Source organism: Bradyrhizobium sp. HKCCYLS3077 (assembly GCF_051167555.1).
Taxonomy (GTDB): Bacteria; Pseudomonadota; Alphaproteobacteria; order Rhizobiales; family Xanthobacteraceae; genus Bradyrhizobium.
In genome coordinates, this window is sequence record NZ_JBNPTH010000007.1 from 18,790 (window position 1) to 32,627 (window position 13,838).

Annotated in this window: 14 protein-coding genes; 13 read left to right on the forward strand and 1 reads right to left on the reverse strand. The window is 66.3% G+C overall.

The genetic code is table 11. The annotated features are described in order from the left end of the window. Nucleotides 1–46 precede the first annotated feature (46 nt). From ACQR0Z_RS26140 to ACQR0Z_RS26150, 3 genes are all read left to right on the forward strand, one after another. Entirely contained in the window at nucleotides 47–751 is a 705-nt protein-coding gene (locus ACQR0Z_RS26140; protein WP_434877585.1) for a ribonuclease T2 family protein, read from the forward strand. A 429-nt stretch (nucleotides 752–1,180) separates the two neighbouring features. Then, nucleotides 1,181–2,041, forward strand: a complete 861-nt coding sequence (locus ACQR0Z_RS26145; protein ID WP_434920558.1) for a 23S rRNA (adenine(2030)-N(6))-methyltransferase RlmJ — start codon at nucleotides 1,181–1,183, stop codon at nucleotides 2,039–2,041. 252 nt (nucleotides 2,042–2,293) lie between these two features. After that, nucleotides 2,294–2,509, forward strand: coding sequence for a cold-shock protein (locus ACQR0Z_RS26150; RefSeq protein WP_006612991.1), 216 nt, complete (start codon nucleotides 2,294–2,296; stop codon nucleotides 2,507–2,509). Nucleotides 2,510–2,753: 244 nt separating this feature from the next. Here the strand turns inward: ACQR0Z_RS26150 and ACQR0Z_RS26155 are convergent, their stop codons facing one another. After that, nucleotides 2,754–3,389 carry an outer membrane protein gene (locus tag ACQR0Z_RS26155; RefSeq protein WP_434856132.1) on the reverse strand — a complete coding sequence of 212 codons (636 nt, stop codon included), beginning with the start codon at nucleotides 3,387–3,389 and terminating at the stop codon, nucleotides 2,754–2,756. 246 nt (nucleotides 3,390–3,635) lie between these two features. Between ACQR0Z_RS26155 and uvrC the strand changes: the two genes are divergently transcribed. The 10 genes from uvrC (at nucleotide 3,636) to ACQR0Z_RS26205 (ending at nucleotide 13,823) form a co-directional block, all read left to right on the forward strand. Further along, nucleotides 3,636–5,699 (forward strand): excinuclease ABC subunit UvrC, encoded by a 2,064-nt coding sequence (gene uvrC, locus ACQR0Z_RS26160; RefSeq protein WP_434920559.1) that lies wholly within the window; start codon nucleotides 3,636–3,638, stop codon nucleotides 5,697–5,699. A 309-nt stretch (nucleotides 5,700–6,008) separates the two neighbouring features. Then, nucleotides 6,009–6,344: a GIY-YIG nuclease family protein gene (locus ACQR0Z_RS26165; RefSeq protein ID WP_434856134.1), complete on the forward strand. Its 336-nt coding sequence runs from the start codon at nucleotides 6,009–6,011 to the stop codon at nucleotides 6,342–6,344. A 266-nt stretch (nucleotides 6,345–6,610) separates the two neighbouring features. Further along, nucleotides 6,611–7,228 (forward strand): CDP-diacylglycerol--glycerol-3-phosphate 3-phosphatidyltransferase, encoded by a 618-nt coding sequence (gene pgsA / locus ACQR0Z_RS26170; protein WP_035647124.1) that lies wholly within the window; start codon nucleotides 6,611–6,613, stop codon nucleotides 7,226–7,228. Further along, nucleotides 7,225–7,476: a molybdopterin converting factor subunit 1 gene (moaD, locus tag ACQR0Z_RS26175; protein WP_434877588.1), complete on the forward strand. Its 252-nt coding sequence runs from the start codon at nucleotides 7,225–7,227 to the stop codon at nucleotides 7,474–7,476. The genes pgsA and moaD overlap by 4 nt, the downstream gene beginning before the upstream one ends. Before the next feature lie 21 nt (nucleotides 7,477–7,497). Further along, entirely contained in the window at nucleotides 7,498–7,962 is a 465-nt protein-coding gene (locus ACQR0Z_RS26180; RefSeq protein ID WP_434877589.1) for a molybdenum cofactor biosynthesis protein MoaE, read from the forward strand. After that, entirely contained in the window at nucleotides 7,962–8,927 is a 966-nt protein-coding gene (gene prmB / locus ACQR0Z_RS26185) for a 50S ribosomal protein L3 N(5)-glutamine methyltransferase (protein ID WP_434920560.1), read from the forward strand. Before ACQR0Z_RS26180 ends, prmB begins: the two co-directional genes overlap by 1 nt. Before the next feature lie 296 nt (nucleotides 8,928–9,223). Then, nucleotides 9,224–10,567, forward strand: coding sequence for an aspartate aminotransferase family protein (locus ACQR0Z_RS26190; RefSeq protein WP_434920561.1), 1,344 nt, complete (start codon nucleotides 9,224–9,226; stop codon nucleotides 10,565–10,567). Nucleotides 10,568–10,736: 169 nt separating this feature from the next. Next, nucleotides 10,737–11,186 carry an endonuclease domain-containing protein gene (locus ACQR0Z_RS26195; protein ID WP_434920562.1) on the forward strand — a complete coding sequence of 150 codons (450 nt, stop codon included), beginning with the start codon at nucleotides 10,737–10,739 and terminating at the stop codon, nucleotides 11,184–11,186. A 200-nt stretch (nucleotides 11,187–11,386) separates the two neighbouring features. Next, nucleotides 11,387–11,938, forward strand: a complete 552-nt coding sequence (locus ACQR0Z_RS26200; protein ID WP_434920563.1) for a phage holin family protein — start codon at nucleotides 11,387–11,389, stop codon at nucleotides 11,936–11,938. Nucleotides 11,939–12,272: 334 nt separating this feature from the next. Continuing rightward, nucleotides 12,273–13,823 (forward strand): EAL domain-containing protein, encoded by a 1,551-nt coding sequence (locus tag ACQR0Z_RS26205; RefSeq protein ID WP_434920564.1) that lies wholly within the window; start codon nucleotides 12,273–12,275, stop codon nucleotides 13,821–13,823. The last annotated feature ends 15 nt before the right edge of the window (nucleotides 13,824–13,838 follow it).

The window sequence follows — 13,838 nt, forward strand, 5'->3', positions numbered from 1 at the left end:
GTTCCGGCGGACTGCTACCCTCCCGGCATTGTCCGGGGAGCCCGCCATGTCCGATTGCCTGCGCCGACCTGCCGTCCGTGTATCCCAACTGGTTGCCTGCCTCACGCTCCTGCTCTGCCTGCTGGCGGCCCTGCCCGTGCGGGCCCAGGACCGCCGTCAGAATGCGCCCGGCGCATTCGACTTCTACGTGCTGTCGCTGTCCTGGTCGCCCTCGTTCTGCGCCGAGGCCGAGGAGCGCGGCGGCCGCGGCAGCAAGTCGCAGCAATGCAGCGGCCGGCCCTACTCCTTCGTCGTGCATGGGCTGTGGCCGCAATATGAGACCGGCTATCCCGAATATTGCGAGCAGCCGGCGCCGCGCCTGCCGCGCAACATCATGACCTCGATGCTCGACCTGATGCCGGCGCCGGGGCTGATCTACAACGAATGGGACAAGCACGGCACCTGCGCCGGCCTGTCGGCGAAGGCCTATTTCGAGGCAATCCGCAAAGCGCGCGCCGCGATCAAGATCCCGCCGGAGTTTCTCGATCTGGCGCAGGCCAAGACGGTCTCGCCGGCGGCGGTCGAGGACGCCTTCATCAAGGCCAATCCCAAGCTCACGACGTCGGGCATAGCCGTGACCTGCAACCGCACCCGGCTCAGCGAGGTTCGCATCTGCCTGTCGAAGGATCTGGAATTCCGCAGCTGCGACGAGGTCGACCGCCAGGCCTGCCGGCGCGACGAGGTCAACATGCCGCCGGTGCGCGGCGGCTAGTTCGGACGCGGCGAGCGGCGGCTTGCCCTCACTGACGATTGGAACGCGGACCGCCGTCAGCTCTGCACGACGTTCGCCAACTGCCGATGATGACGATGCAAAGGCGCCGCGCTCTCAGTCTCACCCTCCCCTGGAGGGGGAGGGTCGCTCGCACGCGAAGCGGGCGAGCGGGGTGGGGTGAGGCCGTGGAGACCGGTGCAAGTGGAAAGATCACCCCACCCCGGCTCACACGCGCTTCGCGCCTATGAGCCGACCCTCCCCCTCCAGGGGAGGGTGACAGCGTGGATGACCTCCAGCTGGGCGCTGTGGCATCGGGAACGTGCGCGAGTTGCCAGATGCGATTCCGTGGAAACACATCATGCTCTGGTCCTCCCGGCTCGCGCATCGACGGGGTACCCTTTTGGCGCGGAACGGCGTAACCCGTGCGGCATGAACTACCGACACGCCTTTCACGCCGGCGGCTTTGCCGACGTCATCAAGCACATCGTGCTGACGCGCATCCTGGTCTACCTCCAGGAGAAGCCGGCGGCATTCCGGGTGATCGACACCCATGCCGGCGCCGGCCTCTATGATCTCACCGGCGACGAGGCCACGCGCAGCGGCGAATATCTCACCGGCATCGCACGGCTGCTGCAGGCGCGGCTGTCCGAGCCGGCCTATGCACTGTTGTCGCCATATCTCGACATCGTCAGATCGTTCAATCCGAAAGCCGAGCTCGTCGCCTATCCCGGCTCGCCGCTGATCGCACGCGCGCTGCTGCGGCCGCAGGACCGCATGACCCTGTGCGAGCTGGCGCCCGTGCCGCGCAAGCAGCTGATCGACGCACTGCGGCGCGACACGCAGGCCCGCGTCGTCGATCTCGACGGCTGGGTCGCCCTGCCCGCCTTCGTGCCGCCGAACGAGCGCCGCGGCGTGGTGCTGATCGATCCGGCCTTCGAGGCCAAGGATGAGTTCGCGCGGCTCGCCGAGCGCTTCGCCGCAGCCTATGTGAAGTGGCCGACCGGTATCTATGTGCTGTGGTATCCCGCCAAGACCCGCCGCGCGACCGAGGAACTGACCGATCGTGTCGCAGAGCTGGTAGGTAGCTCCAAGCCGGCGGGCAAGCTGTTGCGACTCGAGTTCAGCGTTGCACCGCAAATCGAGGGGGAGGCGCTGACCTCGACGGGACTGCTGATCGTCAACCCTCCCTGGACATTGCATGATGAGTTGAAGCTCATCATGCAGGAGTTGCAGCGGCCGCTCGGCCAGGGCGGCGCCGCACGCTTCCGGCTGGAAATCCCCAAAGGTTGAAGCCTGTATACCTCGAAAAGCCATGGTCAACGGACGCGGAACCGTATTATTGTGTCTGATTGTAAGACTGGCTTTACGTTCCGCTTCCGCGAATGGTTGCGGCGGGGTGATCAAGGCCTAATAAGTACCGACGATCCGGCGCGACGAGCGCCGGTCGTTAAGGTGGCCAACGCTTTCCGATCAAAGTGATGTCCGGTCGGACGCTGCGCAGGGCGCGCAGTGGAGGAAGCATTGCGGGGGAGGAGTTTCCCGATGGCCATGACTGGGACGGTCAAGTTCTTCAATGGTGAGCGCGGCTACGGCTTCATCAAGCCGGACGACGGTGGACGCGACGTGTTCGTGCACATCACGGCGGTGGAGCGCGCGGGCCTGAAGGACCTGACCGAGGGACAGCGTATCAGTTTCGAGGTCGAGCCCGACAAGAAGGGCAAGGGACCGAAAGCGGTGAACCTGGTGCTGTCGTCTTGACGGAGGCCCGGGCGATCGTCGCGGCGCTTCGGCGCAGCCGGTCGTAGCGGGCGCACTCCGACGTCAATCGATCCGACTCTCGAAAGCTGACGGCCGTGCAGCCGACGCTTGCCCGCGCGATCCATGCGGACAGGCTGCGGGGTCACGCGCGTGCGCCAGCGACGGCGACAACAAAAAAATCCCGGCCGCGCGAGCGGCCGGGAGGTTGTCGTTCGACGTTTCTTCTTCCTATCCAGTCTTGCCATCAGAACCGGAAGTTGATGCCCAAGCGCACCAGTCCCGTCCGATAGTCGTTCTTCGCCCCCGTGATCACGAAATTGCTGCTGTCGAGATCGACATAGAGATACTCGATCTTGGCGCTCCAGTTCTGCGCGAGGCCGACCTCGGTGCCGACGCCGAGCGTCCAGCCGACCGTGGTGTGCGATTCCGACAGGCCGAAGGTCTCCGCGCGCAACGAGCCGAAGGCGAGACCGCCGGTGCCGTAGAACAGGATGTTGTTGAAGGCGTAGCCGGCGCGGCCCCGCAGGGTGCCGAACCACGGGTTGGAGAACTTCCACGGCGCGAAGGTGTCGTTGGCGCCGGTCAGGTTGAAGTCGCCCTCCGCGCCGAACACCCAGGGGCCGTTCTGCCAGTTGTAGCCCGCGGTGATGCCGCCGGTGAGGCCCGAGGGCTTGGTCGGGTTGTTGCCGACCGTACCCCATTCATAGCCCAGCGTGCCGCCGAGATAGGGTCCGGCCCAGCTATAGGCATTGAGGGGCTGATTCACCGTGTAGGGCGCGCGGCGCCCATAGCCGAGGTCGGCCGCCTGCGCCGACACCGATCCGAGAGCCGCTGCGCCCAACCCCGCCACAGCGGCAGCACCGACCAAGAACCTGTTCATCGCTCACTCCACGCCACTTGCCGCCACCACCCGGAGCAAGCGCCGCGCGACGGCGCGGGCCGGTGTGGTTACGGAACTCCAACTTTTTTCGTGAGCATTTATCGAGAGTTTTAGGTTAAGCCGTTGTTAAGCCGGGTTAGCGAGCCATTAACGTGCTTAACGAAGCGTTACCGCCGTCGGCCCTGCCCTGTGCATGGCGCGCGCACACGCTGGCGAGACGGCGCGGCAGCGCTTAATTTGTCGGACATGACCACCCACAGCTCCGATCCACCCAAGGCGCCGGCGCCTGACAGCCGCCGTGGCGCGACGGCCGACCTGCCGCCCGAGGCGGCCGACACGCCAGATCTCGATCCCGCGGCGCCCGCCGATGAGGACGACGAGGGCCGGCTGCCAGAGTTGACCGAGGAGAGCCTGGAGCCGATCGGCGAAGGCCCGCTCGCGACCGGCCATGCCGCCATCGAGAACGCGGTGCGGCTGGCGCCGACCTCGCCCGGCGTCTACCGCATGCTCAATGCGGCCCATGACGTGCTCTATGTCGGCAAGGCCAAGAACGTCAAAAAGCGGCTGTCGTCCTACGCGCGGGCCAACGCGCCGCTGCCGGCGCGTATCCTGCGCATGATCGCGGCCACCGTGACCGTCGAGATCGTCTCGACGACGACGGAGACCGAGGCGCTGCTGCTGGAAGCGAACCTGATCAAGCAGCTCAAGCCGCGCTTCAACGTGCAGCTGCGCGACGACAAATCGTTCCCCTATATCCTGATCACCGGCGACCATTGGGCGCCGCAGATCCTCAAGCATCGCGGCGCGCAGTCGCGGCCGGGGCGCTATTTCGGCCCGTTCGCTTCGGCCGGTGCGGTCAACCGCACCATCACGGCGCTGCAGCGCGCGTTCCTGATCCGCTCCTGCACCGATTCGTTCTTCGAGAGCCGCAGCCGGCCCTGCCTGCTGCACCAGATCCGCCGCTGTGCCGGGCCCTGCACCCAGGAGATCGACTTTCCCGGCTACACCGAGCTCGTGCGCGAGGCGACCGACTTCCTGTCCGGCCGCAGCCAGGCGGTGAAGTCGCTGCTCGCAGGCGAGATGGAGAAGGCCTCCGCCGAGCTCGAATTCGAGACCGCGGCCGTCTATCGCGACCGTCTCGCCGCGCTGTCGGCGATCTCCTCGCAGCAGGGCATCAATCCGCGCACGGTCGAGGAAGCCGACGTGTTCGCCATTCACCAGGAGGGCGGCTTCTCCTGCGTCGAGGTGTTCTTCTTCCGCACCGGCCAGAACTGGGGCAACCGCGCCTACTTCCCGCGCGCCGAGAAGACGTTCACACAAGAGGAGGTGCTGTCCGCCTTCCTCTCGCAATTCTACGACGACAAGCCGCCGCCGAAACTGATCCTGCTGTCGCACGAGATCGAGGAGGCCGAGCTGCTCGCCGAGGCACTGTGCGTCAAGGCCGGCCACAAGGTCGAGGTGTCCTGCCCGAAGCGCGGCGAGAAGAAGGATCTCGTCACGCATGCGCTGACCAATGCGCGCGAGGCGCTGGGCCGCAAGCTCGCCGACACCGCAACGCAGAGCCGCTTGCTGGAGGCGATGACCGCGACGCTCGCGCTGCCGCAGGTGCCGAAGCGCATCGAGGTCTACGACAACAGCCACATCCAGGGCACCAACGCGGTCGGCGCGATGATCGTCGCCGGTCCCGACGGCTTCATGAAGAACCAGTACCGCAAGTTCAACATCAAGTCGGAGGGGCTCACGCCCGGCGACGACTACGCGATGATGAAGGAGGTGCTGCAGCGCCGCTTCAAGCGGCTGGTCGCGCCGTCGGAGAAGGACCTCGCGCGCGCCGCGAAGGAGGACGACGTGCCGCAATGGCCCGACCTCGTCATCATCGACGGCGGCCGCGGCCAGCTCAATGCTGTCAGAGAGATCTTCACCGAGCTCGGCGTCAGCAACGTCGCGCTGATGTCGGTCGCCAAGGGCCCGGATCGCGACGCTGGCCGCGAGACGCTGTTCATTCCCGAGCGCGAAGCCATCAAGCTCGAGCCGCGCGACCCCGTGCTGTATTTCATCCAGCGCCTGCGCGACGAGGCGCATCGCTTCGTCATCGGCTCGCACCGCAAGCTGCGCAAGAAGGACATCCGCGAAGCCGGCCTGCAGGAGATCCCCGGCATCGGCCCGTCCCGCAAGCGCGCGCTGCTGCACCATTTCGGCACCCTGAAGGAGATCGAGCGCGCCTCGATCGCCGACCTCGGCAAGGTGCCGGGCGTCTCCGCGGAGAGTGCGCGGAAGATTTTCGAGTACTTCCACAGCAATGTGAGCTGAGGGCGGTTCGCCGATCCGGCGAGAGTCCCGCCGCGGCTTGAGCCCGCCCCTCTCCACCGTCATTCCGGGGCGCGCGCAGCGCGAGCCCGGAATCCATAGCCACAGGCGGACGTGTGAACGGGACAGGCTGTGGCGATCATCCCGCATCACCACTCACTCTCGTGGTTATGGATTCCGGGCTCGCCCTTCGGGCGCCCCGGAATGACGTCGATGGGCTGGTGCCCTGCTTCTTCCACTGGGGGCGCGGAAAGTATTTTACCCGGATATAATTATCTGATATCCACCCGGACGAAAATCCGGAGCACCACCATGACCCCCGATCAGCGCAAGGCGGCCGCAGCCGCCTACAAGGAACGCAAGACCCCCGCCGGCATCTATGCCGTGACCTGCGCCGCCACCGGCGCGCGCTGGGTCGGCTGCGCGCCCGATCTCGACAAAATCCAGAATCGGCTCTGGTTCACCCTGCGCCAGGGCGGCCATCGCCGCGGCGGACTGCAGGCGGCCTGGACGGCGCATGGCGAAGCCGCCTTCAGCCTGGAGGTAATCGAGACCTTCGACGACGAGACGCTGGCCTATGTCCGCGACCGCGTGTTCGCGGAGCGCCAGGCGCATTGGTGCGCAGTGCACGCGGCCGAGGCGATCTGACAAGCCGGAGCCGCGCCGCGCGGTCGCGCAGCTGTCACTGCACCGCAATAAGAAGGATCGGCGGGCCCACCGCGGCGCGCCGATCTCGACACTGGCGCGAGCGCGCCGGGTTGCTTAAGGAAGCGTTACCGCTCTCTTTGTATCCGGGCGGGAGAGTTCCTATCTCCGCAAGACCTCGTTGCGATTTGCGTCATATCTGCGTCATCCTGCCCAGGCGGCCCGGCTCGGAGGTTGACGTTCGAACGGCGGCAGTATTGGTACACCGGATGAATATTGCGACCACACGCGTGCCCAGCAAGACGTCGACGTCCCTGCCGAACATCCTGACCTATACGCGCATCGCCGCGATACCGGTCGTGGTCGGTTGCATCTACGCGCAGTCGATCATGGATTATCCGCTGTGGCTGCGCTGGGTCGCGGTGGCCGTGTTCATCGCCGCTGCCATCACCGACTATCTCGACGGCTATTACGCCCGCATCTGGAACCAGCAATCGGCGTTCGGCCGGATGCTGGACCCGATCGCCGACAAGCTGCTGGTCGCCTCGTGCCTGCTGATGCTGGCCGCCGACAACAGCATCCATGGCTGGACCCTGTGGGCCGCGATCGTGATCCTGTGCCGCGAGATCCTGGTCTCGGGCCTGCGCGAATATCTCGCCGCGTTGCGCGTCAGCGTGCCCGTGACCAAGGTCGCGAAGTGGAAGACCACGATGCAGCTGATCGCGATCGGCTTCCTGCTCGCGGGCGAGGCCGGCGACCAGGTGGTTCCGGTGGTGACCATGATCGGCATCGTGCTGCTGTGGGCCTCGGCGATCTTCACGATCTACACCGGCTACGATTATTTCCGCGCCGGCATCCACCACCTCATCGAAGAGGATTCGCGATGAAGGTGAAGTATTTCGCCTGGGTGCGCGAGCGCATCGGCAAGGCCGAGGAGACCATCGAGCCGCCGGCCGACGTCCGCACCGTCAGCGAGCTGATTGCGTGGCTGACCGAACGCGGCGAGGGCTATGCCTATGCCTTCGAGAAGCCGAAGGTGATCCGCACCGCGATCGACCAGACCCATGTGCAGCCGGACACGGCGATATCAGGCGCCCGCGAGATTGCCTTCTTCCCGCCGATGACCGGCGGCTGACGCGCGCCGGAAACAAACACCATGACCGCGATCGTCACCGTCCGCGTGCAGCACGAGGATTTCGACACTGCCGCCGAGATCGCGGCGCTGGGCCGAGGCCGCACCGACGTCGGCGCCGTCGTCAGCTTCTCCGGCCTGTGCCGTGGCAACGACCACGCCACGCCGATCTCGGCGCTGACGCTCGAGCATTATCCGGGCATGGCGGAAGCCGAGATCATGCGCCATGCCGAGCAGGCGATGGCGCGCTGGCCGCTGCAGGGCCTCACCGTGATCCATCGCTTCGGCCGCATCACGCCGGGCGAGAACATCGTGCTGGTGGTGACCGCATCGAGCCACCGCCGGGCCGCGTTCGAGGCGGCCGAGTTCCTGATGGATTATCTCAAGACCAACGCGCCGTTCTGGAAGCGCGAGGAAACCGAAGATGGCGGCAGCTGGGTCGAGGCCAAAAGCCACGACGATGCCGCCGCGGCGCGCTGGACGAAGTGATGGCAAAGAAGGCGAAGGCGGCTGCGCCGCGCAAGCCGGCGGCTCCGAAGCTGCCGAAGGTCAATGCCGGCGAGCTGGCGACGCTGCTGGATTACCTGCGCTACGCCGTGAGCTGCTTCCAGAACGTCGATCTGGTGTTCGCGCATGGCACAACCGATCCGGTGTCGGAAGCCGCGTTCCTGATCGGCGAGGCGCTGCATCTGCGGCCCGAGCAGTTCGAGACCTTCGTCACCGCACGGGTCACCGCCGCCGAGGGCAAGACCATCCTCGACCTGGTCACCGCCCGAATCACGACGCGCAAGCCGGCGGCGTACCTGGTCAACAAGGTCTACATGCGAGGCCTGCCGTTCTATGTCGATGAGCGCGTCATCGTGCCGCGCTCCTTTATCGGCGAGCTCCTGGAAACCCATTTCGGTGGGGCCGAAGCTGACGGCACCTCGCTGATCGACGATCCCCTGGCGGTCGACAGCGTGCTCGACCTCTGCACCGGCTCCGGCTGCCTCGCCATCCTCGCCAGCCGCCACTTCCCGAACGCTGTCATCGACGCGGTCGACATCTCCAAGGATGCGCTTGCCGTCGCCGCCAAGAACGTCGCCGACTACGACCTCGGCGAGCGTGTCACGCTGCATCGCGGCGATCTGTTCGCGCCGCTGAGCCAGCGCCGCTACGATTTGATCATCAGCAATCCGCCCTATGTCGATGCCGAGGGCATGGCGGGCCTGCCCCGGGAATGCCGCGCCGAGCCGGCACTTGCCTTCGACGGCGGCGCCGATGGGCTCGATATCATCCACCGCATCATCAGCGAGGCCCGCGATCACCTGACCGCCGAAGGCGGGCTGCTGTGCGAGGTCGGCCGCGACCGGCCGCAGATCGAGGCCGCCTATCCCGACCTGCCGCTGCTGTGGCTCGATACCGAGGACTCCGAGGGCGAGGTGTTCTGGATCACCGCGCGCGATCTGGTGTGAGGCTCCGCGCTGGCGCGAAATGACGCAGCGGACTTCCAGGATTCGGCACAAACTGCTGCCGCTGTGCAGAATTCGCTCACCAGGGCAGCGGGAACGCCGGACCTTTGGCGTTTCCGTCCGTCCGCGAAACTGATAGCTTGGCGCCGGCCCGGATCATCCGCTGACGACGTCGGCGCGCGCATTCAGGCCCCTCACGCACGATCCGTTTCGGTCAGTGTCTGGCAACCGGTTTGCCACCTTTCCGGGTCATGCTGTCGCCGTCGCACAATCTGCCTTGAACGCCCGAAGAGGTCCCCATGCTGGACAAGAGCCCCCGCCCCGCCGTCACCGTTCCGAATGATCTTGCCGCGCATTGGATGCCGTTCACCGCGAACCGCGCGTTCAAGAAGAACCCGCGCCTGCTCGCCGGCGCCAAGGACATGCACTACATCACCGTCGACGGCCGCAAGATCATCGACGCTGCCGCGGGCATGTGGTGCTGCAACGCCGGTCACGGCCGCACCCAGATCGCGGAAGCCATCGGCCAGCAGGCCGCAGCGCTCGACTACGCCCCGCCCTTCCAGTTCGGCATTCCCCAGGCGTTCGAACTCGCCAACCGAATCGCCGACCTCGCGCCCGCCGGTCTCGACCACGTCTTCTTCTGCAACTCCGGCTCGGAGGCTGCCGACACCGCGCTGAAGATGGCGCTCGCCTATCACCAGATCAACGGCCAGGGCAGCCGCACCCGTCTGATCGGCCGCGTCCGCGGCTATCATGGCGTCGGCTTCGGCGGCACCTCGGTCGGCGGCATCGTCAACAACCGCAAGCTGTTCGGCACCCTGCTGACCGGCGTCGACCACATTCCCGCGACCTATGACCGCGAGAAGCAGGCCTTCACCAAGGGCGAGCCGGAATACGGCGCGCACTTCGCCGAGGAGCTCGAGACGCTCGTCGGCCTGCACGGCGCCAACACCATCGCCGCCGTCATCGTCGAGCCGATGGCCGGCTCCACCGGCGTGATCCCGGCGCCGAAGGGCTATCTCAAGCGCCTGCGCGAGATCACCCAGAAGCACGGCATCCTCTTGATCTTCGACGAGGTCATCACCGGCTTCGGCCGTCTCGGCCATGCCTTCGCCGCCGAGCGCTACGGCGTGACGCCGGACCTGCTGACCTTCGCCAAGGGCGTCACCAACGGCGCGGCGCCGATGGGCGGCGTGCTGGTGCGCGACACCATCCATGACGCGTTCATGAGCGGCCCGGAGCACATGGTGGAGTTCACCCATGGCTACACCTACTCGGCGCATCCGATCGCCTGCGCCGCCGGCCTCGCCACGCTCGACATCTATCGCGACGAGAAGCTGTTCGAGCACGCCAAGGCGATCGAGCCGAAATGGGCGGACGCCGTGATGTCGCTGAAGGGCCTGCCCAACGTGCTCGACATCCGCACCGTCGGTCTCACCGCCGGCATCGACCTCGCGCCGCTGCCCGACGCGGTCGGCAAGCGCGGCTATCAGGCGATGGAGCAGGCCTTCCACAACACGGACATGATGCTGCGCATCGCCGGCGACACCCTCGCGCTCACGCCGCCGCTGATCATCAACGAGGACCAGGTCGGCGAGATCGTCGAGAAGGTCGGCAAGGTCATCAAGGCCGTGGCGTAAGCCGCGCGAAGATCGGATAGCAAACAGCGAAATGGCGGCTCGAAGAGCCGCCATTTTTTATTTGCGGAGACTTCGCGCCGGCGGCGTCCTTGCTATGCTTCAACAATCACCGATCTATCCGTTCCCTCCCCCCTTGTGGGGGAGGGGCAGGGAGGGGGGTTAGCCCAGCATGCCGCACGCAGACGTCAGCGACCGCCAGCGCAACAGAGCGAAGCAACTTCGCCAGGCGATGACGCGCGCCGAGACGCTGCTATGGCGGTACATCAAGGCGAACCGAATTGAGGGCGCGGGCTTTCGCCGCCAAGTGCCGATCAATAACTACATCGCAGACTTCATCTGTTTCTCGGCCAAGCTCGTGATCGAACTCGACGGCGAGTCACACGATTTCGCCGAGCGACAAACGAAAGATGCCAAGCGCGACGCGTTTTTTGCAGCCGAGGGATTTGGCGTGCTTCGCTTCACCAATGCGCAGGTGATGTCGAACTTGGAGGGCGTCGTTGAAGCCGTCGGTCAGGCTCTCGTTGATCGCGCCCATGGCTACCCCCCTCCCCGACCCTCCCCCACAAGGGGGGAGGGAGCAGAGAGTGCTTCGCTCGCGGCGCGAAAACACCCGGGATAGAGCACCTGTAAGACCCCGAGCCATTTCACCGCGGTACTCACGCTGTCCCTGCTGAAGATCCTCTCGACATCGCCACTCGGTGGAGCAGCAAGTAATGACGGACATCGCCTCCGTCTTTCAACCGGGAACCTTCCCAAATCCTCCACGTTCATGTCGCGAGCCGGCGGTTCGCGCGCGGCGACGACTTTCGGAGGACGCGCATGCTCGCACCGCCAGGAGAGCTCCTGCAATTGGGCCTCGAGCAGAGGCTGAACCGCGTCAAGCGCGCCACCCAGGCCTATATGCGGGATCGCACGCGACAGGCGACGGGCACGGTGACCTCCTATGCCGTCGCGGCCGGGCTGTTCGCCACGGCGGGAATCTTCCTGATCGCAGCCTGCATCGTCGGCCTAACCGCGCTATTCCGGTGGGTGGAAATGACCTACGGCCTGTTCACCGCCTTCGCGGTGGTCGGGGGCATAATGCTGGCGCTGGCGGTGATCTGCGCGGTGATCGCGGCGGTCAAGCTGCGCAGCCCGACGCCGCATTATCCCTCGCTCGGCAGCCGGCTGCGCGTGGCGATCGCCGCGCCGGTGGCGCGGCAGCCCGACGCCGACCAGATCGATCCCGACACCATCCCGCTGGCGCCATCGGCAAGTTCGACGAATCACAGCGGCGGTCTTGGCCGCGTCAACGTGCCGGTCGGCGTCGCCGTTGCCGCCCTGCTGCTCGGGGTCGCGGCGCTGCGCCGGCGTCGCCAGCACAACGACTGAGCGCTTCGATCGCCGTCGAAGCATAGGCGAATTATCTGAGCTGATCAGCAACGCGCGCATGCCGGGACGGCGGTCCCGGCTGACGCGCGTGTTTTGCCACGGTCTTCGAGACGCCTCCGAGCAGTGAACACATCCAGACACATGTCGGGATGGTGCACCCCGTCGTTCTACGGGACCGCCTCACTACGATGACACTCCGATGTCGGGCGCGAACTTGCGTAAATGACACGCGATGGGGAAATCGTCAGCCACGCCCGGTATTTGAATCCTGCCGACTATCCTCGCGAATCAACAGAAGTGCTAAGGTTGCATTCGGTTGGGAGCGTCGCGCAGCATGATCCGTATTTCCACGATTTTCATCGCCATCTGCATGGTTCTGGTCGCGGCGTCGCTCGGCCTGATCCTGTATTCGGTGGCCGGCATCAGTGGGTCGGAATCCGCGATCGTCGCGCTGACGGCGCTGACCTTCCTCATCCTCTACAACGCCGTCTCGATGCGGCTGCGCGACCGCACCGATGTCGGCAGCCAGATCGCCGATCTGTCGCGCGGAACGGCCGACCTCGCCCGTCAGGTCGCCGAGTTCGGCCGGCGGCTGTCGGCTGTCGAAGGACGCATCGTGTCGTCGAACTCGGTCAGCTCCGATCGCCTGCAGGGCGTGATCGGCGAGATCAACGAGCTCGGCGGACTGATGAAGCAGCTCGCCGTCACCGTGGCCCAGCATGAGGATCTGATCGCCGCGATGCCGGCAGCAGCGGCGGACGCAACGTCCGTGCCTGCGCGCGAAGCTCCGGCCGCGGTCGCGCCCCCCGCGGCGTCGGCCGTCTATCCCGATCCGAAGGCCGCGCCGTCCGCGCCGATCGAGCTCAAGAAGGAAGCGATCGCGACGGTCGGGCCGGCTCCGGTGGCGAAAGCGCCGGTCGCCGCGCCCGTCGCTGCCACGCCTGCGGTCGCCCCGCCGGCACCGGCAGTCCCGCGGACCCAGGCCCAGATCCTTGCCGCCGTCAAAAGCGCCATAGACGACAACCGCATGGACATCTACCTGCAGCCGCTGGTGACGCTGCCTCAGCGCAAGGTGCGCTTCTACGAGGCGGTGACCCGGTTGCGCGACGAGCGCGACCAGGTCGTTGCGGCGGAGGATTTCATCGGCATCGCCGAGGGCGCCGGGCTCGTCGGTCGGATCGATCACATGGTGATGCTCCGTTGCGTCCAGGTGCTGCGGCGCCTGATGGTGCGCAACAAGGATGTCGGGATCTTCTGCAACATCTCCGCCGCGACCTTGAGTAACCCCGAGAACTTTTCGCAGTGCCTCGACTTCCTCGAAGCCAACCGGGCGCTGGCGCCGTCTTTCGTGCTCGAATTCAAGCAGTCGACCTTGCGCAACCTCGGCCCGACTGAGACCGAGCATCTCGCGGCGCTGGCGCAGCGCGGCTACCGGTTCTCGATGGACCACGTTACCGACCTCCGCTTCGAGCCGCGCGAGCTTGCCGATCGCGGCGTCCGCTTCATCAAGGTGCCGGCCGCGCTGCTGCTCGACCCGAAGCAGAGTTCGGTGTCCGACATCCACCCGACCGATCTATCCGACCTGCTCGGCCGTTTCGGCATCGACCTGATCGCCGAGCGGATCGAGGGCGAGGGCAGCGTCGTCGACCTGCTCGACTACGACGTCCGCTTCGGCCAGGGCTTCCTGTTCGCGCCGCCCCGCCCATTGCGACCGGAAGGCGCATCTGCTACCGGCGAGGCCGCTTCCACCCCCTCGGGCGGGCAGGACATCAAGATTCAGGACCAGAATGCCGCCGGCAATACCACTTTGGACGTCTCGAACAGCATCGGTCCGACGCGCAGCGGCAATGCCGCGCTCGTCCGCCGTATCGCCGGCACGCACTGAGGCACGGCCCCTCGC